Annotated in this window: 24 protein-coding genes and 1 pseudogene; 13 read left to right on the forward strand and 12 right to left on the reverse strand. The window is 68.3% G+C overall.

Going from position 1 to position 22976, the window contains the following annotated elements:
• Positions 1 to 191 precede the first annotated feature (191 nt).
• Entirely contained in the window at positions 192 to 959 is a 768-nt protein-coding gene (locus tag ABZS64_RS32115; RefSeq protein ID WP_355837325.1) for a hypothetical protein, read from the forward strand.
• Positions 960 to 1070: 111 nt separating this feature from the next.
• Here the strand turns inward: ABZS64_RS32115 and ABZS64_RS32120 are convergent, their stop codons facing one another.
• Positions 1071 to 1565, reverse strand: a complete 495-nt coding sequence (locus tag ABZS64_RS32120; protein WP_355837327.1) for a cupin domain-containing protein — start codon at positions 1563 to 1565, stop codon at positions 1071 to 1073.
• A 234-nt stretch (positions 1566 to 1799) separates the two neighbouring features.
• Here ABZS64_RS32120 and ABZS64_RS32125 point away from each other — a divergent pair, with 234 nt between their 5' ends.
• The 5 genes and pseudogenes from ABZS64_RS32125 to ABZS64_RS32145 all read left to right on the forward strand — a co-directional run bounded on the left by ABZS64_RS32125 (position 1800) and on the right by ABZS64_RS32145 (position 5958).
• Positions 1800 to 2780, forward strand: a complete 981-nt coding sequence (locus ABZS64_RS32125; RefSeq protein ID WP_355837329.1) for an alpha/beta hydrolase — start codon at positions 1800 to 1802, stop codon at positions 2778 to 2780.
• 77 nt (positions 2781 to 2857) lie between these two features.
• Positions 2858 to 3496: a histidine kinase gene (locus ABZS64_RS32130; protein ID WP_355837331.1), complete on the forward strand. Its 639-nt coding sequence runs from the start codon at positions 2858 to 2860 to the stop codon at positions 3494 to 3496.
• 34 nt (positions 3497 to 3530) lie between these two features.
• Positions 3531 to 4175, forward strand: coding sequence for a response regulator transcription factor (locus ABZS64_RS32135; protein WP_355837333.1), 645 nt, complete (start codon positions 3531 to 3533; stop codon positions 4173 to 4175).
• Between the two features lie 501 nt (positions 4176 to 4676).
• Positions 4677 to 5201 (forward strand): annotated as a pseudogene (locus ABZS64_RS32140) (zinc-binding dehydrogenase); the annotation flags it as partial.
• Between the two features lie 118 nt (positions 5202 to 5319).
• Positions 5320 to 5958 carry a DUF6300 family protein gene (locus ABZS64_RS32145; protein ID WP_355837400.1) on the forward strand — a complete coding sequence of 213 codons (639 nt, stop codon included), beginning with the start codon at positions 5320 to 5322 and terminating at the stop codon, positions 5956 to 5958.
• Positions 5959 to 6062: 104 nt separating this feature from the next.
• On the opposite strand, the gene ABZS64_RS32150 is transcribed toward ABZS64_RS32145, so the two are convergent.
• The 3 genes from ABZS64_RS32150 to ABZS64_RS32160 all read right to left on the reverse strand — a co-directional run bounded on the left by ABZS64_RS32150 (position 6063) and on the right by ABZS64_RS32160 (position 9353).
• Positions 6063 to 7049 carry a helix-turn-helix domain-containing protein gene (locus tag ABZS64_RS32150; protein ID WP_355837335.1) on the reverse strand — a complete coding sequence of 329 codons (987 nt, stop codon included), beginning with the start codon at positions 7047 to 7049 and terminating at the stop codon, positions 6063 to 6065.
• Between the two features lie 117 nt (positions 7050 to 7166).
• Positions 7167 to 8057, reverse strand: coding sequence for a helix-turn-helix domain-containing GNAT family N-acetyltransferase (locus ABZS64_RS32155; RefSeq protein WP_355837337.1), 891 nt, complete (start codon positions 8055 to 8057; stop codon positions 7167 to 7169).
• Between the two features lie 114 nt (positions 8058 to 8171).
• Positions 8172 to 9353, reverse strand: a complete 1182-nt coding sequence (locus ABZS64_RS32160; protein WP_355837339.1) for a Gfo/Idh/MocA family oxidoreductase — start codon at positions 9351 to 9353, stop codon at positions 8172 to 8174.
• 284 nt (positions 9354 to 9637) lie between these two features.
• Between ABZS64_RS32160 and ABZS64_RS32165 the strand changes: the two genes are divergently transcribed.
• Positions 9638 to 10879 (forward strand): ricin-type beta-trefoil lectin domain protein, encoded by a 1242-nt coding sequence (locus ABZS64_RS32165; RefSeq protein ID WP_355837341.1) that lies wholly within the window; start codon positions 9638 to 9640, stop codon positions 10877 to 10879.
• A 53-nt stretch (positions 10880 to 10932) separates the two neighbouring features.
• On the opposite strand, the gene ABZS64_RS32170 is transcribed toward ABZS64_RS32165, so the two are convergent.
• On the reverse strand, positions 10933 to 11865 hold the full coding sequence (locus tag ABZS64_RS32170; RefSeq protein WP_355837343.1) for a LysR family transcriptional regulator: 933 nt from the start codon (positions 11863 to 11865) through the stop codon (positions 10933 to 10935).
• Between the two features lie 118 nt (positions 11866 to 11983).
• On the opposite strand from ABZS64_RS32170, the gene ABZS64_RS32175 reads away from it, so the two are divergent.
• Positions 11984 to 13222 carry an MFS transporter gene (locus tag ABZS64_RS32175; RefSeq protein WP_355837345.1) on the forward strand — a complete coding sequence of 413 codons (1239 nt, stop codon included), beginning with the start codon at positions 11984 to 11986 and terminating at the stop codon, positions 13220 to 13222.
• Between the two features lie 76 nt (positions 13223 to 13298).
• Here the strand turns inward: ABZS64_RS32175 and ABZS64_RS32180 are convergent, their stop codons facing one another.
• The gene (locus ABZS64_RS32180) at positions 13299 to 13490 is read right to left on the reverse strand and encodes a DUF6381 family protein (RefSeq protein ID WP_355837347.1); all 192 of its coding nucleotides are present in this window, start codon (positions 13488 to 13490) and stop codon (positions 13299 to 13301) included.
• A 148-nt stretch (positions 13491 to 13638) separates the two neighbouring features.
• Positions 13639 to 13830, reverse strand: coding sequence for a GNAT family N-acetyltransferase (locus ABZS64_RS32185; RefSeq protein WP_355837349.1), 192 nt, complete (start codon positions 13828 to 13830; stop codon positions 13639 to 13641).
• A gap of 346 nt (positions 13831 to 14176) precedes the next feature.
• On the opposite strand from ABZS64_RS32185, the gene ABZS64_RS32190 reads away from it, so the two are divergent.
• Complete coding sequence (locus ABZS64_RS32190) at positions 14177 to 15037, forward strand: aldo/keto reductase (RefSeq protein WP_355837351.1); 861 nt, start codon at positions 14177 to 14179, stop codon at positions 15035 to 15037.
• Between the two features lie 117 nt (positions 15038 to 15154).
• On the opposite strand, the gene ABZS64_RS32195 is transcribed toward ABZS64_RS32190, so the two are convergent.
• Entirely contained in the window at positions 15155 to 16180 is a 1026-nt protein-coding gene (locus ABZS64_RS32195) for an NADP-dependent oxidoreductase (RefSeq protein ID WP_355837353.1), read from the reverse strand.
• A gap of 114 nt (positions 16181 to 16294) precedes the next feature.
• Here ABZS64_RS32195 and ABZS64_RS32200 point away from each other — a divergent pair, with 114 nt between their 5' ends.
• On the forward strand, positions 16295 to 17113 hold the full coding sequence (locus tag ABZS64_RS32200; RefSeq protein WP_355837355.1) for a rhomboid family intramembrane serine protease: 819 nt from the start codon (positions 16295 to 16297) through the stop codon (positions 17111 to 17113).
• Positions 17114 to 17240: 127 nt separating this feature from the next.
• Complete coding sequence (locus ABZS64_RS32205) at positions 17241 to 18221, forward strand: hypothetical protein (RefSeq protein WP_355837357.1); 981 nt, start codon at positions 17241 to 17243, stop codon at positions 18219 to 18221.
• On the opposite strand, the gene ABZS64_RS32210 is transcribed toward ABZS64_RS32205, so the two are convergent.
• Positions 18218 to 18988, reverse strand: a complete 771-nt coding sequence (locus tag ABZS64_RS32210) for an NPP1 family protein (protein ID WP_355837359.1) — start codon at positions 18986 to 18988, stop codon at positions 18218 to 18220. The genes ABZS64_RS32205 and ABZS64_RS32210 overlap by 4 nt on opposite strands.
• On the opposite strand from ABZS64_RS32210, the gene bla reads away from it, so the two are divergent.
• On the forward strand, positions 18983 to 19900 hold the full coding sequence (bla, locus tag ABZS64_RS32215) for a class A beta-lactamase (protein WP_355837361.1): 918 nt from the start codon (positions 18983 to 18985) through the stop codon (positions 19898 to 19900). The two genes, ABZS64_RS32210 and bla, sit on opposite strands and share 6 nt — an antisense overlap.
• 168 nt (positions 19901 to 20068) lie before the next feature.
• Here the strand turns inward: bla and cpt are convergent, their stop codons facing one another.
• The 3 genes from cpt to ABZS64_RS32230 all read right to left on the reverse strand — a co-directional run bounded on the left by cpt (position 20069) and on the right by ABZS64_RS32230 (position 22371).
• Positions 20069 to 20602 (reverse strand): chloramphenicol phosphotransferase CPT, encoded by a 534-nt coding sequence (cpt, locus tag ABZS64_RS32220; protein ID WP_355837402.1) that lies wholly within the window; start codon positions 20600 to 20602, stop codon positions 20069 to 20071.
• 115 nt (positions 20603 to 20717) lie between these two features.
• Positions 20718 to 21188, reverse strand: coding sequence for a GNAT family N-acetyltransferase (locus ABZS64_RS32225; protein ID WP_355837363.1), 471 nt, complete (start codon positions 21186 to 21188; stop codon positions 20718 to 20720).
• 319 nt (positions 21189 to 21507) lie between these two features.
• Positions 21508 to 22371 carry a hypothetical protein gene (locus tag ABZS64_RS32230; protein ID WP_355837365.1) on the reverse strand — a complete coding sequence of 288 codons (864 nt, stop codon included), beginning with the start codon at positions 22369 to 22371 and terminating at the stop codon, positions 21508 to 21510.
• Between the two features lie 348 nt (positions 22372 to 22719).
• On the opposite strand from ABZS64_RS32230, the gene ABZS64_RS32235 reads away from it, so the two are divergent.
• Positions 22720 to 22893: a hypothetical protein gene (locus ABZS64_RS32235; protein ID WP_355837367.1), complete on the forward strand. Its 174-nt coding sequence runs from the start codon at positions 22720 to 22722 to the stop codon at positions 22891 to 22893.
• The last annotated feature ends 83 nt before the right edge of the window (positions 22894 to 22976 follow it).

The raw sequence follows: 22976 nt of genomic DNA on the forward strand, positions 1-22976 counted from the left end.
TTCCTCCGCCTTGCGATCGCACGCACCGCAGTGACATCAGCCGCTCCGCGGCGGGCCGCTCACTGATCCGGCCTGATCCAAACGACAGGCCCTAGGGGCCGCACCCTGACATGACGTCAGGGGCGGCTCAGGGTACGGCGAGGGGGCTTCCCGATGGCTGCCGCAATGTGTGCGACGGCAGGCTCAGAGTCATGCAGATCACCGCTGAGAAGCGCCCCTCGACGGTCCGCCGCGGGGCCGCCGGACTCGCCGTCACCGCCACCATCGCCGCAACGCTCGCCGGTGCGGCCGGCGCCCCCGCCCTCGCCGCCGACGCGCCTCCCATCCCCTCGTACGACTTCAGCGACTGCCCGGACATCCCTGCAGGGGTCGACGCGACCCGCTGGAAATGCGAAGTCCTCATCGCTACCGGCTCGTTGACCGTCGGAAGCCGAAACGTTCCCGAACTCGCGCCGATGACCATCACCCACGCCGAGGGCCCGCTGTCCGACGGAAGCAACGGGCAGGTCTTCGGCGCGCTGCGCGGCGCGCCCAGCGCCGTCCCCGGCGGCCTTCTGGACAACGCCGCTGCCGACCACAACCCCTTGCTCTCGCTGTCCTTGCAGCCGGAATACGGCGGCCGGTCCGACTTCTATTCCGTCGGCAACAGCCTCGGCCTGTTCACCATGCGCTTCCGCGTCCTCAGCCCCTTGCTGCCGCACAGTTGCGTCATAGGCGGCGACACCCCCATCGAGCTCCGCCTGCAGCGCACGGGCAGCTCCCAGTGGGTCTCGAAGAACCCGCCAGTCATCAGGTTCGACGCGCGCGACGACGCCTTCGCCGCCCCTGCCGCCGACGGCTGCCGCCCTCTGGGCAGGCTCGTCAACGACCGGCTCGGCCTCCCCACGACGACCGGGAACGCAATCACTCTGTCCGCGTACTACACGTTCAAGACCTACGACCAGCTTCCGCCACGCTGACAGCACTCGTCGTGGCGACAGGAGCTGCGTGAGCAAACACAGGAGTGCCGGTCACCGATCGTCGCTCGGTGACCGGCCCTCCCGCGTTCACTCAGGCCGTACCCACGACCACTAAAAGACCAGCCCGTGCCGCGTGACCAGAGCCATGGTCGCTTCCATGTCCGCCGAGCAGCCGTACGGCCCGGCCTTCTGTTCCAACTCCTCCGGGCTCAATTCCTCACTCAGCTGATCAAGCCACCGGAACAGCTCTTCAAGGCCCCCCGGAGAGATGATCTCAAGCACCCGAGCCGGCGTCTCCCCGGCGTTCCAGAACGTGTGCCACTCATCGCGCGGTTTGAATACGAGATCGCCAGGCCCGGCTACGACTTCCTTGTCACCGAACCTCGCACCAATCGACCCCTCGAGGACGAAACTGAACTCGTCCTCGAGAGTGTGTTTGTGCACTGGGGCCGCGAGCACCTTCGGGGGCAGACGATGCTCGACGAGCGAGAAGCGACCGCCCCACTCATCACTGTTGATCAGGAATCGGTCTCCGCACGCCCGCTCCGGCTGATAGAGCTCGCCGTCCTCAGGACCCAATATCCGGTGCTCAACCACTGCGCCCACCGCCCTCCACGAGGACTCCACAGACGACCTCTTTCGACGATACGCGAGCCTCCGGCCTCGTTCACCGTGAAAAGCGCAGGGCCGAGCGGAGGCTCTGGACGCATCAGAACCGTGAGATGTGTTCGCCAGAGCCATTTTGCCGAACCGGCAACAAGATTCGCAGCGACCGCGCCGCTCCCCGCATGATCGGCACGGATCTTGGCGCATGGCAGATCGAGAGCCCTGGAGGATTTCATGCCGCATCAGGCCACGGACGTCACTCACCGGCTGGTCCCCTCGCCCGCAGGCCGGATCCACGTGGTGGAGCAGGGCACCGGGCCGCTGGTGCTGCTCGTGCACGGCTTTCCGGAGTCCTGGTACTCCTGGCGCCACCAGCTGCCGGTGCTGGCCGCAGCCGGGTACCGCGCGGTCGCCATCGATGTCCGCGGCTACGGGCGTTCCTCCAAGCCCAAGGAGGCCTCGCGGTACCGGATGCTCGAGCTGGTGGAGGACAACGCCGCGGTGGTGCACGCCCTAGGCGAGCAGTCCGCGGTGATCGTCGGCCACGACTGGGGGTCGACCATCGCCGCCAACTCCGCCCTGATCAGGCCGGATGCCTTCAGCGCGGTGGGGCTGCTCAGCGTTCCCTACGCCCCGCGCGGCGGACCGAGGCCCAGTGAGGTCTTCCAACAGATGGGCGGGGAAGAGGAGTTCTACGTCTCCTATTTCCAGGAGCCCGGTCGCGCCGAAGCAGAGATCGAGCCTGACGTGCGCGGCTGGCTCGCGGGCTTCTACGCTGCTCTGTCCGCCGACACCATGCCCGAACCCGGGGCACCCGGCCCGCACTTCGTCAGCAGGGGCGGGACGCTGCGTGACCGCTTCCCCGCAGGCCGGCTGCCCGCCTGGCTCAATGAGACAGACCTCGACGTCTACGCCGGGGAGTTCGAGCGGACCGGCATGAGCGGGCCGCTCAACCGCTACCGGAACATGGACCGGGACTGGGAAGAGTTCGCCGACTTCGACGGCGCCCCCATCACCCAGCCCTCCCTGTTCATCGCCGGCAGCCGGGACGCCTCAACCACGTGGATGGCCGATGCCATCACGGCATTCCCCGTCACGCTGCCCGGCCTGACCTCCTCCCACATCCTCGACGGCTGCGGTCACTGGATCCAGCAGGAGAGGCCCGCGGAGATCAACCGCCTCCTGACCGACTGGCTCGCCTCCCTGCCCGCCTGAGACCCCCCGCAGCACGGCCTTGCTCAGCCAGGTGAAGCACAGGAGCGCTGCTCGGGCCCGGGGCGCTCGCCGAGCGGGTGCGGGACCTGGAGGAGACTCGGGCACTCGCGGTGGACGACTCCGCCGCACTGCTGCGCCGCCTGGAACGCGATCTGCACGACGGAGCGCAGGTCAGGCTGGTCGCCCTCGCCCTCAGCCTCGACATGATCAAGACCAAGCTGGCTGACGAGGTCTCCCTCGATCTCAGCACGGTCCGCCGCCTCGTCGACGGCGCCCACGAGAACGCGACCGAGGCGCTCACCGAACTGCGCGACCTGGCCCGCGGCATCCATCCGCCCGTCCTGGACGACGGACTGCCCAACGCCCTGGCGACACTCACGGCCCGCAGCACCGCGCCCATCCAGCTGACCGTCGACGTGCCGGAGCGCCCCTCCCCCGCCATCGAGACCATCGCCTACTTCTGCGCCGCGGAACTCCTCACCAACGTGATCAAACACAGCGGCGCCACCCGCGCCACGCTATCGGCCGTACGACAGCCGGACGGCACGCTGCGACTGCGCGTGAGCGACGACGGACAAGGGGGTGCCGAGGCCGGTCTCGGCAGCGGACTGACCGGGTTGCTGCAGCGAGTGCGCACAGTGGACGGGACACTGGACATCCGCAGCCCCGAGGGCGGCCCCACGATCGTCACCGTCGACCTGCCGCCGCACGCATGAGGTCCGTGGCCGACGCACATGACAGCATGCCGCCATGCGCGTCGTGATCGCCGAGGACGCCGCCGTGCTGCGGGAGTTGCTCGTCCAGATGCTGATGGACCGGGGGTACGAGGTGTGTGTCGCGGTCCCCGACGCGGACGCCCTGCGGACCGCGGTGACCGAACACAGCCCGGACGTCGCCATCGTAGACATCCGGATGCCGCCCACCCACACCGACGAAGGCCTGCGCGCCGCCATCGAGATCCGCCGCGAACAGCCAGCCACCGGCGTGCTGCTGTTCTCCCAGTACGTCGAGACGAAATACGCCACGCAGCTCCTTGCCGACGGTTCGGCGGGCGTCGGCTATCTGCTCAAGGACCGGGTGGCGAACGTCGCAGAGTTCACGGCGGCCCTCGACCGAGTCACCGCCGGCGGCACCGCCCTCGATCCTGAGGTGGTCACGCAGCTGGCCGGGGCCGGCCGTCGCACCCCCGACCTGGCGACCCTCACCAGCCGCGAGCGTGAGGTGCTCTCCCTCATGGCCGAGGGCCGTTCGAACGCGGCGATCGCAGCGGCTCTCCATGTCTCGGCCGGCACGGTCGAGAAGCATGTGGCCAGTCTCTTCGGAAAGTTGGGCCTGCCCGCTTCGGAAGACATGAACCGCCGGGTACTCGCCGTCGTGCGCTATCTCCGGGACTGAGATCTGCGAGGCGGCCCGCCGATTGAAGGGCCCGTCAGACCTCCATCACGGCATCGCACTGGGCGCAGACGAGCCGGGCGTACTGCGGTGGGTACCACGATGAACCCCCATGCTCCGAAGGCTTCCAGGAGGCCGCCTCCATGGCGAACGTGTCGTGACCGCACAAGGTGCGTGGCCCTGGAGTGGTGGACGCCCCCGGAGCGGCGTTCGCGGCGTGCACGCGCAGGACGGGCCGCTCTCCAACCGGTGCCCCTCCGGAAAGGGATCGCGCTGCAGACGGCTGATCGAGCTCGTACATCACGAAGATCTCGCCCATGTTCCAACGGTAGGCCGGTACGGCGGATCACGCATTGGTGGCACGGACCCGGGGGCTGGGCGGCCTGAATCCCTGGCGAGAGCTGTCAGTGATCCCGGCTGCAGTTCCCGCAACACGAGCACAACTGCACATAGGTAGTACAAGGGGTGGACGACAAGAATGAGGCAGACCAGACGCATACGCGCGGCGTACTCGGCGGTGTCAGCTCGCTGGCCGCCCAGCTGGCCCGCTGGGGCGGAGCAACGGTGCTCGCCACCGTAGTGCGCAGCAAGGACCTGGACCGCGTCGATCCCTCCGTGGTGTCCCACGCCGTCGCACTCGACCAGGACGACCCGGCGAAAGCCATCCGCGCCCACGCGCCGCAGGGCGTGGACCGCATCGTCGAGGTTGCACTGTCCGACAACGGTGACCTCGATGCCGCGGTGGTGGCCAACGACGCGGTCATCGCCGCCTACGCCACCCGGGCGGACCGGCCCCAACTGCCGTTCTGACCGCTGCTGTTCGCCAATGTGACCCTGCGCCTGCTCGGGAGCGACGACTTTCCCGTCCAGGCGAAGCAGCAAGCCGCCCGTGACCTCACCGCCGCAGCCGCCGTTGGCGCCCTCACAGTCGACATCGGCGACCGCTACCCGCTGGAGGAGATCGCGCAGGCCCACGACCGCGTCGACGCCGGCGGCCGTGGCCGCGTCCTGGTCACCATCCCCCAGTGACGACCGGGGCGCGGGCTTCGGCTTCCCACTGCAGCAGAATTCGACGAGGAGGTTGACGCTGCAGATCAGGCGGGCTTTGGTGGGCGCAGGCAGGAGCAAGGAGGATGGCGTGACCCAAGTGGAACTCGCAGAGAAGTTGCCGTCGTGTTCACGATGCGGCGGGCCGCTGATCACCAGCGCTGTCATGCCGCAGGAAGACGCGGAAGGCTTTCCGATCCACCTGGAACTGTGCTCTTCCTGCGATCCCGAGAAACCGGCCGCCGGCGCGCTGCTGCGCTGGTTCGCCACCGGCGGCGGCCACGACATGTCGCGCGTCCACGAGGGCGCGGACCTGCTGATGGAGTGGACCAAGGAGGGCATGGCCGAACACGGCTGGACCTGGTCCGCCCACGAACCGGACGATGCGCCCGGCGAGGCGGCCCGCCCCACTCCCGATGAGACGAGCCTCCGGGTGCTGATGACCCAGGACATCCCTGGCAACATCGCTGACGTCGAACGTCTTCAGGAGATCCGAGACGCCCTTCGCAGCCAGCTCACCACCGCAACTCCGGAGGAACGCGCACGGCTCCAGGAGGTCATCCGGCACTTCGGAGAAGCCACCGCGGAGGGCCTGGCCGCCCAGGACCCCACTGCCGCCGAACTGCGCGATGAGGTCCCCCAGCCACCGGGTCCATTGAGCCCGGAGGCCGAGCAGCGCCTGATGGAACTGCTCCGGCAACTGACGGAGGAGCCGCCACAGCGCGACTCGGACGGCTGACCTCGCCAGGGGTGATGTGGCAACCCGGCGACCTGTGAGGTGTCGGGCCCAGCCGTGTCTTCCGGCGTCAGGCGGTGACGGTTGGCACTCGATCCATACGTCGCTCAGCTGTGAGTCGATTTCCTGACTCCGATCACCTGGCACCGGTAGTCCTTGGGCGGAAGTTCGTACGCGGTGCGGAAGGCGCGGCTGAAGTCGGCTGCGCGGGGGAAACCCCAGCGAGTTGCGATGGCGTGGATGGGAGTGGAGTGCAGCGCCGGATCGGTGAGGTCGCGGCGGGCCGCCTCCAGGCGCCGGAGGCGGATCCAGGCAGCGACTGTGGCCTCTTCATTCTCGAAGAGGCGGTGCAGATAGCTGGTGGAGATGTGGTGCGCGGCAGCGATGACGGCCGGGGTGAGCTGCGGGTCGTGCAGGTGCTCCTGGATGAAGTTCTTGATGCGAAGCACGAGGGTTCGCCGGTGGGTGTCCGCCGGGAGGATGTTCTCGGCTTCGACGGCGTGGGCGAAGAGCGCGGAGACCAGATCGGTCAGGACCGTTCCCAGGCGGGCCCCGTCGGAGGACTGGTACGGGGTGGTGTCCGCGATCAGTTGAGTGAGGAACTGCGCCAGCAACGCGCCGATCCCCGTCCGCGCCGTGACCCGCCGTGGGACGGCGCGGCCGGTCATACCGAGCGGCAGCGGCAACAGCGACTTGGGGACCTCGACCCCCACAGCCGTGACCGGGTCCCTGCCGGTGCGGATCTCCCACGGCACCGAGGAATCGTTGATATGCAGGTCGGACGGCCGGTAGACGGCCTCATGGCCGTCCCAGTTGCCTACCCCCGTCCCGCCCACGACAAGTGAGAGGTGGTACAGCTCCGGGTCGGACTGACGGATCAGTTTCGGCGTGCGCCGGATGACCAGCTGCTGGAACGTGGCCGGCCACACGGACACGGCACCGAGGTCCAACACACGCTGGGTGGCCCGGAAGTCGTCGGCATGGTCGCTGCTCATGCGCACAGGAGCATGGGTCTGCCCCACACGCTCCGCCCAGTAGGCCAACCGGTCCGCCGCCGGCACGTCTTCACTCCGGAAAACGGTCTCGTTCAGCACTCGTTCTTCCCCCGTCTCGTGAGTGTCAGAAGATCAAACAGGGGGACGATAAGCGTCTGATGAACGGTTGCCTGCCGCCGCCATCCGGTGGGCGCGGCACGCCGGGGAGGCACCCGCTCACACTCCGGTGATCCGCTTCTCGAACCAGTGGTGGGCGTACGGCTCGTCGTTGAAGGCAGCGACCTCCTCGAAGCCGAAGGAGTGGTACAGGCTGATCGCGGCGCTGAGCGCCTTGTTCGTGTCCAGACGCAGTACGTCGCAGCCGTACCGGGCGGCCCGCGCCTCCAGCTCGGCCAGGAACCGGCGGCCGAGGCCGAGGCCCCGGGCGTGGGGCGCGACCCACATACGTTTGATCTCTGCCGGGGCGCCGGGCGGCAGCTTCAGACCGGCGCAGCCGACGGGCTCGCCGTGGAGCCGGGCGATCAGGAACAGGCCGTGCGGCGGCCGCAGTTCGCCCGCGTCGGGCAGCAGGCTCCGCGCGGGGTCGAAGCCGGTCTCGAAGCGCTCCTGCAGCTCGGTGAAGTAGGACCGCAAGCAGTGCTGGGCGTCGGGGTGTTCCGGGTCCACGACGTCCAGCGTGACCGTCCCGGCGGTCAGCAACCGTTCGACGTCGGCCATGGCGGCGACCAGCTGGGCGCGCTGGGCGGTATTGAGCGGCTCCAGCAGCGAGCCGGCCAGCTCGTCGCTGCGGCCATCGAGCAAGGCGCGCTCCGCGCGGCCTGCCTCGGTGAGCCGGACGGTGCGCACCCGTCTGTCACGGGGCTGCGGTTCCACCGTCACCAGTCCGTCGGTCTCCAGGGAGCGCAGCAGGCGGCTGACGTACCCGGAGTCGAGCCCGAGTCGCTCGCGCAGCCGCCGCACGTCCTGGCCTTGCTCGCCGATCTCCCAGAGCAGCCGGGCCGCCCCGATGGGCCGGTCACGACCCATGTAGTGGTCATAGAGAACCCCCACGCGCTCCGTGACGGTGCGGTTGAACCGCCGCACCTGGTCGATCTGCACACCATCCATTCTCTGACTCTAGTCAGAGAACGCTGCGCGGGCCACTGGGGCGACGCCCCGCGCTCGACCAGACACCGGATCGAGCGAGTGCACCCCTCACGGTCGGGGCGATGTTTCATCGCATCAGAGGATGTTGCGGACCTGACCGCGTTCGAAGTACGCGATCAGCTCCGGGTCGAGGGCCGGTACGTCGTACGGCACGCCCCCTTCGCGCAACGAACGGGTCGCGAGCACACCCGTGGCGACGCTCATCCGGGCGGCGACAGGAGAGGTGTCGGTGACGCCTCCGTCGCGCACGAACCGGCAGAACTCGTCCATGATCCGGCTGTCCCCGCCGCCGTGCGAGCCTCCGGCGTCCGGCACCCGGTAGGTCGCATCGGAGTCCGCGCGGTATCCGCTGGGGCCGGTGTTCCAGACCTTGACCTCGTCACCGGGGCCGTCACCGAAGTTCTCCAGCCGCCCCTCCGTACCGATGACGGTGTAGTTCCGCCAGTAGTCGGGGGAGAAGTGGCACTGCTGATAGGCGGCAACGACGCCGTTGTCGAGCTGCATGTTCATCACCGAGACGTCCTCGACGTCCACGACGTGGTTCATGTCGCGGCGGGCCGTCGGCGGCCAGTCGAACTCCCGCAGCCAGTTCGCCGGACGCTGGGTGTCCGGCTCGCGGCGCGGCAGGTCGCCGTAGACGAGGAGGTCGCCCAGAGCGGTGACGCGCCTGGTGTAGCCGCCGGCCAGCCAGTGCACCACGTCGATGTCGTGGGCGGCCTTCTGCAGCAGCAAGCCGACGGTACGACGCCGGTCTGCGTGCCAGTCCTTGAAGTAGTAGTCACCGCCGTAGCCGACGAAGTGCCGCACCCAGACAGCCTTGGGCTCGCCGATGTCGCCGCGGGCGATGATGTCGCGCATCAGGCGCACTACACCCATGTGGCGCATGTTGTGGCCGACATACAGCCGGGTGCCGGTCTCGTACGCGGTTCGCAGGATGTTGTCGCAGCTCTCGACGGTGATACCGAGCGGCTTCTCGACGAAGACCGCCTTGCCGGCCCGCAGCGCGTCGACGGCGATGACCTCGTGCGTGTCGTCCGGGGTGGCGACGATGATGCCGTCGAGGTTGCCGCGATCGAGGAGCAGTTTGTAGTCATCGACCGCCACCTCCGTGCCGAAGCGCTCGGCTTCACGGGCGCGCACCTCGGGGTCGAGGTCGGCGACAGCAGTGATCGCCGAGCCCTGTCCCGGCCGGTGGGCGCAGACGGCAATCGAACGGCGAAGGCCGAGCCCGACGGCACCGAATCGCAGGTCTGACACGGAGGTCCCTTCTGTCCTTTTGGGTGCTGGTACTGGCCGGAGACTCGACTGTCCCCCGCCCCGACTCGCGTCCACCACCAGCCTGTCATGACCTCGGGTGTCACCAACTGACAGGCCACACGCTCCTGTTCAGGGGCTCATCTATCATCTGATCGACTCCTGGGCACCCGACTGGTGCATGCAGGAGGTCGTGAAACGTCAATTGGTGAAAGGGCAACGGGGACTTGCGATTTACAGGTAAGCGTCGAATATCCATTGTCGCCGCGTGTGCGGTGGCGGCGATCGTGGGGAGTCTGCAGATCTCGTCCAGTGCGTTCGGCTCCCAGGACGAGGAGCAGGGGACGGCGCACTCGGCCGGCGCGCCGGCGGACAGGGAGATGGACGACTCCGGCTCGGGGGACTTCGGTACCTCCAGCACCGACGGGACGAGCTTCAAGAACGGCGTCATGTCGCTGGATGCGGGATCCGCGCCGAGGACGGCCGCGGCCGCCGCGCCACCCCATGGCGAAGGCTGGAAGCTGAGCGGTGCCACGAAGTGGCTGCAGACCGGCTACACGATCAAGTTCTACGACCAGAGGTCCGCGGACTGGCTGGCGCGCTACGTGAAGGCGTCGGCTGCGGACCTGCAGCGCGTCACGAGCCTGCCCGTCACCGTCGATACCAAGCCGGTGGGTTGGGACTATGTCAGGCCCAAGGGCGAGGTGGTCGTGGGTGTTCTGAAGCGCCCGTGCGTGCCACCCGCGGACGGCGGCAACAAGGGATGGAAGGTCGTCCGCGACGGTTCGGGGAGCCAGAATCTGAGTTGCGGTTTCACCGCTTCGTCTCTTCCCTCCACCGTGACCAGCGGACACGCGTACATCGACAGCGAGTTCTTCACCGCAGCCGGCAAGCCCTCGCCTTCCTGGGGTGAGACGTTCATGCGGAACCACGTCAGCCACGAACTCGGCCACACGCTGGGGCTGACGCACGCGAACCGCAGCGCGGCACGGGGTGACTGCGTCAAGGGCAGCGACTCCGGCGAGAAGCCGGTCATGTGCACGCCTGCCGAAGCGTATCCGGACAAGCGGGCGGGCACCTACGTCCAGCAGTTCGACGTGCAGGGCCTGCGCTACCTCGCCGCCGGCACCGGCGCGGCGCTGCCTCCGCAGGGCAAGGTGACAGGCCTGGGCAACAAGTGCCTCGACGTGAAGGGCGGGAAGGCGGCCAACGGCACGCAGATCCAGCTCTACACGTGCAACGGCTCGGTGTCACAGTCGTGGATCCTGGGGAAGGACGGCACGTTCCGGGCGCTGGGCAAGTGCCTGGACAACGCGCGCAACGCGAGTACGGACGGCAACAAGATCGACCTGTACGACTGCAACGGCCAGGCATCACAGCGCTGGTTGGTCAACGCGAAGGGCCAGATTGTGCACGTCGCGTCGGGCAAGGTGCTCGATGTGAGCGGCGGGAAGACCACCAACGGCACCAAGATTCAGCTCTTTACGGCGAACACGAACAAGCGCCAGCTCTGGGTCGCCCCGAAGTAGCATCCGTCAAAGGCAAGGGGCCGGACGGGCATGAACCCTGTCCGGCTCCTTCGTCATCTTCGCGCCCACTCCGGCGTCCATGTCTCGGCGACGCCGTGGTCGGGCTGCGTGGAGCCGAGGTGGTTACGGAGTGTGGTGAGCGCAGGGTGCGGGTTGTCGCTGCGCCAGATCAGTGAGTGCGGATAGACGGGCGTCGGCGCGTGCACGGGGATGCGGCGCAGGTCGTGGTCGGCGGGCCAGACGACCCGGGTCTGTTCGCCGACGAAGGTCGCGAGCAGCGGGGAGTCGGCGATCGTGTCGAGGAGCGGCTCGGTGCCGAACTCGGGGCCGGTCACCTCGATGGTGAGCCCGAAGGCGGCGGCGAGGTCGTCGTAGTAGGCGGCCCACTCGGTGCCGGCGACGTTGCCGGGCATCCAGATCCGGTGCCCGGCCAGCTGGGCGGGGGTGACCGAGCGGGCGGCGGCGAAGGCGTGGGCCGGTCCGGTGAGCAGTTGGACGGGCTCGTCGTGGACGCGGGCGGCCTCGATGCCCTCGGGCAGCTGCCGCGCGGGCCGGGTGAGGGCGCGGAAGGACGCGTCGATCGTGCCTGAGCGCACGGCGGCGAGGGCCGCGTCGGCGTCGAAGAGGGTCACGACGTCGAGGGCCACCTCCGGATGCGCGTGGTGGAAGCCCCGTACCAGATCGGCCGGTGCGAGCCGCCGGCCGATCACGTCGACGCGCAGCGCGCGACGGCCGGGCTGTACGGAAGCGGCGGCCCGCTCCTCGGCCCGGAGGAGATCGCGAGCGTGGGGCAGGAAGACCTGCCCGTCGACGGTGAGCAGAGCTCCGCGCGCCGTGCGGGTGAACAGGCGCACGCCGAGGTGCTTCTCCAGCGCGGCGACCCGCTTGGAGACGGCTTGCTGGGTGACCGACAGGGTGAGGGCGGCTTCCCGGAACTGTCCGGCGTCGGCGACGGCCACGAAGGTGCGTACGGCATCGAGATCCACGTACCCAGTCTTACAACGTCTGGTTGTCGCTTGCCGGGTGAGTCGGTTGTTTGCTCCGCTGCCTCAGGACCCGCTTTGATGTCGCCGGTCGACTTTCGAGGGCAGCGGAGAGGTGAGCATGCGAGCCAGACGGTCGCTGGGGCGGCAGTTCGGGTGGCTGTGGACGGCGTACGCCGCGAGCACGCTCGGCACACGGCTCGCCTTCGACGCGTTTGCGTTGATCGCGGTGCTCGTCCTGCACGCCGGGCCGACCGAGGTGGCTGTGCTGACGGCCGCGGGGCTTGCGGTGGGGGCGGCGGCGGCGGTGCCGCTCGGGCCGTGGGTGGAGTTTCGCCGTAAGCGGCCGGTGATGGTCGTGATGGACCTGATCCGGTGCGCGGCGCTGCTGACCGTCCCGGCGGCATTCGCACTGGGCTGGCTCACCTTCGTACAACTCCTGGTTGTGTCAGTGGTCGTCGCCGCGGCCGACATCGGTTTCAACGCGGCCAGTGGGGCCTTCCTCAAGTCGCTGGTGCCCTCGCACGACCTGCTCGTCGCGAACGCGCGCATCGAAGCCACCAACTGGACCGCCACCGTGCTCGGACCGCCGCTCGGCGGGGCCGCGATCGGGCTGTTCGGTCCGGTGACGACCGTGGTGGCCGATGCGGTCAGCTATCTGTTGTCAGCGCTGGGGATCCGTGCGATCGGCGCCAAGGAGATGCCTCCCGCACGCACCGGGCCGGCGCGGGTCGGCGGCCTGCTCGACGGGTGGCGCTACATCCTGGCCCACCCGGCGCTGCGCCCGATGTTCTTCAACACGGTTCTGGTCAATGCCCTGATCATGGCGGTCTCGCCGCTGCTCGCCGTCCTGATGGTCGGCGACCTCGGGTTCGCGCCCTGGCAGTACGGCCTCGCCTTCGCCGTGCCGTGTCTCGGCGGCCTGGTCGGCTCGCGGCTGGCAGGTGGGCTCGTCGCCCGGTTCGGGCAGCACCGGATCATGCTCACCGCGGGGACGCTGCGGGCGTGCTGGCCGGTCGGGCTGGCATTCATCCGACCCGGTACGGCCGGGCTGGTGCTCGTCATGGTCGTCGAGCTGGGGCTGATCACCTGCTGCGGTGTGTTCAATCCGGTGTACGCCACCTACCGGCTGGAGCGGACGGAGGCGGACCGGGTGGCCCGTACCCTCGCGGCGTGGTCGGTCTCAGGCAAGGGCACGACCGCGGCATTGACCGCGCTGTGGGGCCTGTTGGCCGAGGTGACCGGTATCCGCGCCGCGATCGCGATCGCCGGTCTCCTCCTCCTGACAACCCCGCTCCTGCTCCCCCGGCACGACCACACGTCGCACCACGAGCGGGATCAGGCCCCGAGCCGCACATGACACATCGCGGCTCGGCAAGGCCAACGGCCCAAACCGGCTTCGACATACCTGGGCCCCGGGCCTTGTGCCACAGCACTCACTCCTGGGGGTAAATGTCCCCCGCGGCCATGGCGCTCTCCTGCTCGCTCTGCTCGAACAGCTTGCGCGCCTTGTCCTGGAGCCGCTTCTGCTCCTCCGGGTCGGTCGCGCGTTCCGCCTCCTGCTTCAGCCCCTCTGCCTCCTGTCGCAGCTGACGGACGTGACTGCCGGATCCGCCTGCATCGCTCATGGTCACTCCTCGGACGTTCGGGATGAGCCGGCCCCTTCAGACAATCAGCGCCCCCGCGACTGTGCATCCCGAACGGTCTCCGGCAGCTGTCATGCAGGCCGCACACGGTCAGGGAGATGCGGCGGGTACCCCTCGGCCCGGTCTCCCCTCATTCGATAAGGGCGCCCTCGAAGGACCCCCAGGTACCGGGGTCGATCAAGGCGGCCAACGCCGCTGTGGCGATTCCCCGACCCCAGTAGGCCGGGTCGATCACATAAGTGACCTCGCGCTCGTGCGGTGACCCGAAGACAGCGGCGTGGCCCACAACGATGTCGTCGGCCAGCACCGTCCGCACCGTCACGGCGGCGTCGGAGCGAACCCCAATGCTCCTCGAAGTGACCGCGGTCGTAGTGATACTTCCTTGTCACAGCAGCCATGTGCTGCAACGTGGGATCCGTCAGCTGGGTCCAGAAGGCGGGCAAATCGCTGTCTTGCACCTCACGCAGGGTTATCCCATCAAGCTCGCCTCTCCGAATGATCACCAACTCGCATGCCGGGCTCAGCGTAGGACGCGCAGGAACGAACGGGCCTTGTTTCGTCCCGGCATATCGCGTACTGCCAGGCGTATCTGCGGAACGGCAGTGGACATGAGCCCGGAAGCGTAAAGTCGCGGGCGTCGCATCGGGGTCACCCTAGGGGGCACAGACATGCACAACCGCCGCATCGGCAGCGCCGTGGTCAGTGCCATCGGGCTCGGTGGGATGCCACTGTCCATCGAAGGGCGGCCGGATGAGGAGCGCGCGGTCGCGACCATCCATGCCGCGCTCGACGCCGGGATCTCGTTCATCGACACGGCCATGTCGTACTGCCTGAACTCCTCCGAGACCGGGCACAACGAGTCGCTGATCGCCCGGGCGCTCGCGGCGTACGGCGGCGACACCTCCGAGGTGCTGGTCGGCACGAAGGGCGGGGCGGCACGCGGAGCCGACGGAGCATGGTCCTACAACGGGGATCCCGCGACCCTGCGGGAGGCGTGCGAGGGCTCGCTCAAGCGACTGGGCGTGGAGGCCATCGGGCTCTACCAGCTCCACGTGCCTGACCCGACTGTGCCGTACGCCGACTCGGTGGGCGCGATGCGCGACCTGTACGACGCGGGCAGGATCCGCGCGGTCGGCATCTCGAATGTGGACTCCGACCAGCTGCGTGAAGCCCATGGGATCCTCGGCGAGCGGCTGGTGTCCGTGCAGAACAACTTCTCGCCGGCCACCCGCGACAGCGAGCCGCAGCTGCGTCTGTGCACCGAGCTGGGGATCGCCTTCCTGCCGTACAGCCCGCTGGGCGGTATCTCCCGGGCGGGCGGCCTGGGTTCATCACACGCCGCGTTCGCGCGGATCGCCGAGGAGTGCGGGGTCAGCCCACAGCAAGTGTGCCTGGCCTGGGAGTTGGCCAAGTCCCCGGTCGTCATCCCGATCCCGGGGTCGTCCAGGCCCTCGACCATCCGTGACTCGGCGGCAGCGGCCGACCTGAAGCTAACCGAAGGGGAGTTCGCCGAACTCGACGCCGCCTAAGGGTTGTCCCGCGAATGGATCGTTGAGTCGGCCTGCACAGCAGCGCGCACGCGTCGGCAGTACATCTCGCTGCGGGTCTCGCCGTCAATGACAGGGGCGGCTGGGTCAAGCAGGAGATCATCCGCGCGTCTCGTCGTAAACAATCGCGCCCTCGCGCAGCCAGGTGCGGAACCGCGCACCAAATTCCGCAGCATGCTCCAGGTGATTGCCCACCGTGAAGCCGCGGATGGTGAGGCGTTTACCGAGGACACTGAGCAGGTCGCCGGGCCCTTCGTCAGGACCCGCCTTGCTCTGCCGGTTGAGGGCTCCGCACACAGCGATACGGCCGTGCGGGTTCATCACCTCGATGGCCGCGCGCAACTGTTCCCCGCCCACGTTGTCGAAATAGACGTCGATGCCCTCGGGTGCGGCCTCGCGCAGCCGGTCGGTGACCGGGCCGTCGTGATAGTCGAAGGCCGCGTCGAACCCGAGCTTCCCGGTCACGTAATCGACCTTGTCCCGCGATCCGGCGCTTCCGATCACCCGGGCCGCTCCCTTGAGCCGCGCGATCTGACCGGCCATGCTTCCGGTCGCCCCCGCCGCGCTGGATACGAAGACGGTGTCGCCGGGCCGTAGCTCCGCCGCCACCATGAGCCCGGCATAGGCGACCAGTCCGAAGCCCAGATAGGCGGAGGGCGTCGGGTAGGCGTTCCGGTCGACGCGGCGGAACAGCCCGGCCTGCGCGACGGCATACTCGCGCCAGCCGAGCCTGTGCATCACCAGGTCGCCTTCGCCAAGTGACGGATCGGCGGAGGCGAGCACCTCACCGATGGCGTCGCCGGGCATCACTTCGCCGACCTGATAGCGGGGCATCGGCAGGCCGGACTCGCCCGCGATCAGCATGAGCATGCCGGGGTCGAGCGACATGAACATATTGCGGACCACCACCTGGCCCGGCGCGGGATCGGGGACAGGAACCTCGGTGATCTCGAAGTGACCGGGAGAGGGGAGGCCCTCAGGCCGTGCGACAAGTCGGGCCTCCAGCCCGGTGCGGCGGGTGCCGGAGCGGCCGGAGAATGTTGTGTTCTTCGAAGATGCTTCCATGCCGACGACGCTAGGGATTGACCCATGCGTGAAGGTCAAGGCGCCCGCGGCAGAGACCATGCAACCGCGCCGGACACAGCCCGCCGGCGCGACGAGCCGCAGGTGATACGGCCGGGCGGCTGACACGGCAGGGCCGGGGCGGATTCTCTGTGCCGATCGGGGCAGGTTCCGTGTGTGGTCATTCCCGTCTATGACTCGAATCCGGTGCGGCGCACCCCATGGGTCACCTACGCGCTGATCGTGGCCAATGTGGTGGTGTTCCTGCGCACGCCCGTCGCCGTGTCCTCGATCGCGGGCGACAGCAGCCTCTCGCAACTGTGCCATCTGCAGGCTTTCCTCGAGCAGTGGGCCGCCGTCCCGCAGGAGCTGATCCACAACCGGGTACCGGACCTGGTCCCGACCGGAACCGCCGCGGTGGGGTCACAAGGGCAGGGCTGCCTCCTTGGACCGCCCCGCTACGACAAGTCGCCTCCCCTGTCGGTGCTGACCGCGATGTTCCTGCACGGCAGCTGGCTGCACCTGCTGGGCAACATGCTCTTCTTGTGGATCTTCGGCGACAACGTCGAAGACCGGCTGGGCCGGGTGCGGTACCTGCTGTTCTATCTCTTCTGCGGGTACGTGGCCGGGTACGGCTTCGCGCTGGCCAACCCCGATTCCGCCGACCCGCTGATCGGGGCGTCGGGGGCCATCGCCGGCGTGCTCGGCGCCTACCTGGTGCTCTATCCGCGGGCTCGAGTGTGGGGCCTGGTGCCGTTCCTGTTCTTCTTCCCGCTGCGGCTCCCCGCCTCGGTAGTGCTGGGCCTGTGGTTCGTCCTGCAGGCTTTCTACTCGGCCGGCTACGGCGTAGCGGAGGGCGGCACCGTTGCCTATCTCGCCCATGTGGCCGGCTTCGTGGCCGGGGCGTTGCTGGCGCTTCCCCTGAAGGCCAGTACTCCGCCCCCGCCCGAACCGCAGCGCCTGCGCAAAGGGCCGCAGATACCGCCGCATTGGTGAGCTCACTGCCAGTCGCGGCACCCTGCCAGACAGGTCGAGCCCGCAACACAGAACTCCGGGCACTTCTGCCCGCACCGTCACCACTCGTATGGTGAGCCGTCACTTGTGTCCGGCCTGAGGGGAACTGATGGTGCGTAGGACCAGACTCATCCGACACTCCGCAGCATTCGCGGCAGCCCTACTGCTCACCGCCTGGCTCACCCCGGCAGCCTCCGCCGACGACCCCCCGGCCGAGCCGAACCCGGTCGCCGTCCAGCTCAACGCCTATTGGACCCAGGCCAGGACCGCGGCCGCACTGCCCGGCGACACCGGCAGGGACTCCGAGCCCGGGCTCACGACCCAAGCCGCCTCCCCGACGGTGGACGGCCCTCAGCCGGGCGAGTACATCCCGCCCAGCAAGAGTTTCGACGGAATTCCCCAGGCCGGCACCTTCTTCTGGACCGACTCCACCGGCACGGGGCGCACGTGCAGCGGGTCTGTGGTGCGCAGCCCAGGCCACGACCTGGCACTCAGCGCCGGGCACTGCCTGAAGGGCTACTCCGGCACGTCGCCCAAGCGCAACCTGGGCTTCGTGCCGCAGTACCACGACGGCCTCAAGCCGTTCGGCATCTTCCCGGTCAAGAACAACGGCGTCTACGTCCCGCAGCAGTACTACGACCTGGGCGAGCACGCAGGGGCCCAGTACGACTTCGCGTTCGCGGTCACCGAGCCCAACCAGGACGGGACGCGGCTCCAGGACGCGGTCGGCGGAGTGCAACTGCTCACCGGCACCGGGTACTACCACGCACCGGTGCGGATGATCGGGTATCCGTCGAGGGCGCAGAAGCCGCTGGAGTGCTGGAGCTGGACCACCAAGTGGGCCAGCGACGACCCGGCCGACCCGGGAACTTTCCCGCGCATCGCCTGCGACGCCTTCGTGGGCGGGACCAGCGGCGGGCCGATGCTGGTCCCGTGGCCGGGCGGCTGGGCGGTGATCGGGGTCATCGGCGGCTACCACACCGGCGGCAACACCCCCCAGGTCTCCTACAGCTCCTACTTCGGCGCCGCCACCCAGGCCCTCTACCGCGCCGCGATCGCGGGCGCCCCGCCCGCGGGACCGAAGACCTAGTACGAGCAGAGGTCCCGCGACACCCTCGCCGGGTTGTCGGTCGCGCTCCCCCAGTTGTACTCGTTGAACTTCGCGGCCATCGGGCTGTCGTCCGTGACGATCACGTACGAAGTGTTGTCACCGGCATGGTCGGCGTGCCGGTACTCGTTGTCGGTGGTCTGCGAGAGGTAGTCCTTCAGACCTCCCTGGTTGTTGAACATCGCGTGCTTGCCCCAGCCGACGTAGGCGCTCGGCCGCTCCCGGCCGTAGCCCCAATCGCCGTTGAAGTTCACGGACTCGACCTGGGTCCAGTCGCGCTCCACCCGGTGCTTGCCGTGGGCGCTGAGCATGATCTGGTAGCGGGTCCACTTGTTGTCGCCGGCGTACTTCCAGCCGGTCACGACATGCTCGAAGTCATACGCGTGGCCGATTCCGCCGGTGAACCCGTCCTTGGGGAAGAACAGCGTATAGCTGACCCGCACCTCCGTGCCGAAGCATGTCTTCACCGAGGCGTACGTCGGGAAGTACGACCCCGTCGCGGCACAGCCCGAATCGGCGTCCGGCCACGGCTTCAGCGCGGCAGACGGTGCCTTTGGGGCAGTCGGTCCACGGCCGTTGGGACCATCGGCCCGCAAGGGACAGCGGGCTGGCCGCGGTCTGGAGGGCGGAGCATCCAATCCCGCCAGGCGTCGCAAACAGGACGCCTTGACACCGGGAGGCAACCAGTCGGCCTGGCAGCTGCGTATTGAGTAACGTCCTTGCCACGGAAGAAAGTTGATGCCTTGCAAGCCAACGAACTGCGATCGTCCCGCCGCGCCGTACTCGCTCTCGGCGCCGGGACGGCACTTGCCACCGCCTTGTCCCTGGACGGAAGGGCATACGCTTCAGCACACGGCGAAGATGAGATCGCCCACCGGCTGAGTAAACTCGAGCAGCGGCAGTCCGCCCGCCTTGGGGTGTTCGCGCACAACACAGGCACGGGTAGAACAGTGGCGTACCGCGCAGACGAGCGCTTCCCGATGTGCTCGGCGTTCAAGACGCTCGCCGCCGCAGCCGTCCTGCGCGACCTCGACCATGGCGGCCGATTCCTGGCCAAGGGCATCCGGTACACGGAGAAGGAGCTCAAGGACTCGGGCTACTCCCCGATCACGGGGGACCCCGAGAACCTCGCCAACGGCATGACTGTCGCGGAACTGTGTGCCGCCGCCATCTGCTACAGCGACAACGCCGCAGGCAACCTCCTCCTCCACGAGCTGGGAGGCCCCACCTCCATCACCAGCTTCTGCCGCTCACTCGGGGACAGGACAACGCGGCTCGACCGGTGGGAGCCCGAACTGAACTCCGCCGAACCGTGGCGCGTGACCGACACGACCAGCCCTCGTGCCATCGGCCGGACCTATGCGCGTCTGACACTCGGCCGCGCGCTCACACCTCCGGACCGGAAGCGGCTCACCGGCTGGCTGCTGGCCAACACGACCAGCGGCGAGAGATTCCGCGCCGGGCTTCCCGACGGCTGGACTGTCGCTGACAAGACGGGCGGCGGCAGGTACGGAAGCAACAACGACGTGGGCATCGCCTGGCCACCGGACAGCCCACCGATCGTGCTGGCCGTGCTGACGACCAAACACGAACCCGACGCAGCGGGCGACAACGCGCTGGTGGCCAAGGCCGCCGAGCTGCTGGCGGCGACACTCACCTGACGCTCAGGGCCCACGGGGCGACCGACCTCGCGGCGCGGTCAGGGCGGCCTACCGGACAGCTGGAGCCCGAGCCGTGCCGGTTGGATTGCTTCCGGTTACAGCGCCGCGCGGTCGGTGTGCGCGCATTCGAACCCGGCGAACCCTCACGGCCGACAGCTGAGTTTTCGATCACTTGACTTGGGCAGCGATAGCCCGCGCACAGTCCAGGGACTCCGTGTGCGTGGTGTCCACCTCAAGGTCGTAGACCACGCCCCGGTGGACCATCTCCGCCTGCGACGCGGCCATTCCCTGGACCCGATCCCCGCGGGCGACCTCGCGGCCTGCGGCGACCGTACTCTCGCACCTGACGCCAACCCACAGCACGTCCAGTCCGCCAAAAGCCTTCTGCCACCGCTCCTGGGACGTCGCTCCGCCGAGGAAGACGTCATCGACGATGACCCGGGCGCCTGCACGGGCCATCGCGGCGACCCCCTCCATCCATGCTGTTTCCAGCTCCCGGAACGCCGATCCGACCTTCAAACCGCCATCTGCAGCGAATTCGATTCCTGCGTCCGATGTCTGCAGGGAAGCGGGCATCGCCTCGATCAGCGAGTCGACCGCGGCGACAAGCCACGGATCCCGCAGCACCGCCTGCAGACACCGGACGATCCCGGACTTGCCCGAGCTGGACCCGCCGTTCAACACGATCACCTGAGTTGTCACCAGGTCACGGTAGAGGCAACTGCCACGGCGCTCGAAGCGATTTTCGGCAAGCCCGCCCTGCTGCCACACCCCGGCGAACCTTCCCGGTCGCAGCACTAGCGGGGCGGGGCGCCTGTCACGGGCGCCAGTACAGAGAGGGGTCCGGGTGGTCGGCGAAGCCCAGTGCGCGGTAAAGCGGTTCACCGTCCGGAGAGGCGTACAAGTCGACTCGGGCGACCCCACGTTCCCGGAACCAGTCGAGCAGGCCCTGCATGATCGCGCGGCTGTGGCCGCGCCGTCGGTATGCCTGATCGGTGACCACACCGATGACGTGTCCGATCCGGCCGTTGCGCAGGTGCGGGCCGGGCAGCCGTTGCTCGATGGTGCCGATGCCACAGGCGGCGAGGCCGTGGTCGCCGTGCACAACGAGGATCCGCACGGCGTCCGCTGTCACCTGTTCCTTCAGCACTGCGGCAAGGCTGTCGCGCCAGTCGTCGTCCGCTGATGAGGAGTTGAAGAAGTCGTCGCCGAGGGTCTCGAACAGCGACGCCCGCAGGCGTACGAGCTCGGCGACATCATCCTCCACTGCCTGCTGTACATGCGTCATGTAATAACCGTATAGCGCATTTGAGACTTACGTCGACCTGATTTTGCACGGGAACGGGCCCACCTGGTGGTCCCCGGGCACTGAACTGCCCCGTGCGTCGAAACTGCTGTCAGACGGTCACCACGGGAATGCCGTCCGCGCGGCCGGCGAGCAGCGCCGGCCGCCAGTCGCTCCAGCTCACGATCGAGCAGCTCCCCAGGAGCCGCGTCCAGCAACAGGACTCGCATGTGCTCCATCCCCCTTCCCGCACAGGGACCTTATTCGGTCCACCTGGCCTGGAGGTGGTCACCATCGCGTACGGCCCCCCAGCGGCCGATGGCTATGCCGTAGTTCTTCGGCTCTCGGCCGCCACGGCTTCGACGAAACGCTCCAGCCCAAGCGGGTTGTCGTGAAGGAACAGATTCGGCTCGATGAGTTCCAGCTCCATGACCACAGGGTCCCTGGTCTCGTTCAGTGCCAGATCCACCCGGGCGAACAGCGGGGCACCCGGAGACGGCACCACTGCCAGCGCCTCCAGCGCTGTGCGGATCTCCACCTCGGTCGGCCGGTACGGGGCGGCACCGGGGTGCACCTCTCTGAAGTTGTCGATCACCTCTGGCTCGATCAGCACGGGCCCCTTTCGTATCGCATGGCTGAAGGTGCCGGAGAAGAAGACCAGAGCGCGTTCCCCTTCTTCCACGAGACGCAGATACGGCTGGATCATCACGGTGCGGCCTTGGTCCAGCAGCATCCGTGCATGGCGTGCGGCATCCGCGTGGCGGCCGGGCTCGTAGCGTGCGGTGTCCATTGCACCCGCGGAAACGGCCGGCTTGACCACCACTCCATCAGCCATGTCAAAGTCCTCTTCGCTGTACCGCCCGCCTGGTTCGACGAATTGCGTCGGTACGACGGAGACTCCGCGCTCGGTGAGTTTCACCAGATAGCGCTTGTCGCTGTTCCAGCGAACCACCGGCGCTGGATTCCACAGCTGCGTGACGCGAGCCGTCGTGTCGACCCATGCCAGGAACTCGCCGAGGCGTCCCGCGTAGTCCCACGTCGACCGGATGACCGCCAGATCAAACCTGTCCCACGCCACCGGGTCCGCATCCCAGGCCAGTGCTTCCGCTGCCAACCCGTCAGCGCGCAGTGCATCCACGATCAGCGGGAGATCGATGTCCGCTTCAACGCCGGCGTCACTCGTCACGACCGCGACCCTGGCAGTACCCATCGACTCCCCCGTCGTCATACCTCAGACCTGCCCCCGCGAGACACCAGTACAGGGAGTGTCACGGACAGACAAGAATTCCCGGCAGGCACTCTTCCACACACCGCTCCACGGCAGTCAACCCATTTACCGGAGAGTAAAGCCGCCGCCATTCGCGCTCGAATGTTCTATTGAACGATATCGATCACCGAGAATTTCCGGGCTTCCAATAAAGCCCAGGTCGGCGTAACCGGCTCCACCCTCCGGAGGCACGAAATGCGCTCTTCGTACGCGCATGAAACTCTGGGAGCGGCCCATCGTCCGACATCCGCCACAGGAGGCACGATCGTGGGCAAGAAACAGAGCCGGCAGAACCGCGGCGCCCGCACGGGCGGCCATGAGCGCAGCGCCGCCGCCGTGGAGGCGAAGGAACAGCCGAAGACGTCGGCCGCGCAAGAGCCGATGCACCCGATCTCGGAGCCGGTCTCCCGTAAGCATCAGCGGAAGTTCGGCCACAACTGACCCTGCGTGCGGCGTCATCAGCGCCAGTACGAGCGGTCCGGACCACACGCGAAGGTTGCGGTACCCGGCCTGGAGGCGGGCAC

Origin of the sequence: Streptomyces sp. NPDC005408, assembly GCF_040606445.1 — a bacterium.
Classification (GTDB): domain Bacteria; phylum Actinomycetota; class Actinomycetes; order Streptomycetales; family Streptomycetaceae; genus Streptomyces.

Excerpts from the sequence above, each read along its gene's own strand:
- ABZS64_RS32115 (WP_355837325.1), top strand. The coding sequence starts at position 192 with ATGCAGATCACCGCTGAGAAGCGCCCCTCGACGGTCCGCCGCGGGGCC.
- ABZS64_RS32125 (WP_355837329.1), top strand. The coding sequence starts at position 1,800 with ATGCCGCATCAGGCCACGGACGTCACTCACCGGCTGGTCCCCTCGCCC.
- ABZS64_RS32135 (WP_355837333.1), top strand. The coding sequence starts at position 3,531 with ATGCGCGTCGTGATCGCCGAGGACGCCGCCGTGCTGCGGGAGTTGCTC.
- ABZS64_RS32155 (WP_355837337.1), bottom strand. The coding sequence starts at position 8,057 with ATGGATGGTGTGCAGATCGACCAGGTGCGGCGGTTCAACCGCACCGTC.
- ABZS64_RS32175 (WP_355837345.1), top strand. The coding sequence starts at position 11,984 with ATGCGAGCCAGACGGTCGCTGGGGCGGCAGTTCGGGTGGCTGTGGACG.
- ABZS64_RS32180 (WP_355837347.1), bottom strand. The coding sequence starts at position 13,490 with ATGAGCGATGCAGGCGGATCCGGCAGTCACGTCCGTCAGCTGCGACAG.
- ABZS64_RS32190 (WP_355837351.1), top strand. The coding sequence starts at position 14,177 with ATGCACAACCGCCGCATCGGCAGCGCCGTGGTCAGTGCCATCGGGCTC.
- ABZS64_RS32195 (WP_355837353.1), bottom strand. The coding sequence starts at position 16,180 with ATGGTCTCTGCCGCGGGCGCCTTGACCTTCACGCATGGGTCAATCCCT.
- ABZS64_RS32205 (WP_355837357.1), top strand. The coding sequence starts at position 17,241 with ATGGTGCGTAGGACCAGACTCATCCGACACTCCGCAGCATTCGCGGCA.
- ABZS64_RS32225 (WP_355837363.1), bottom strand. The coding sequence starts at position 21,188 with ATGACGCATGTACAGCAGGCAGTGGAGGATGATGTCGCCGAGCTCGTA.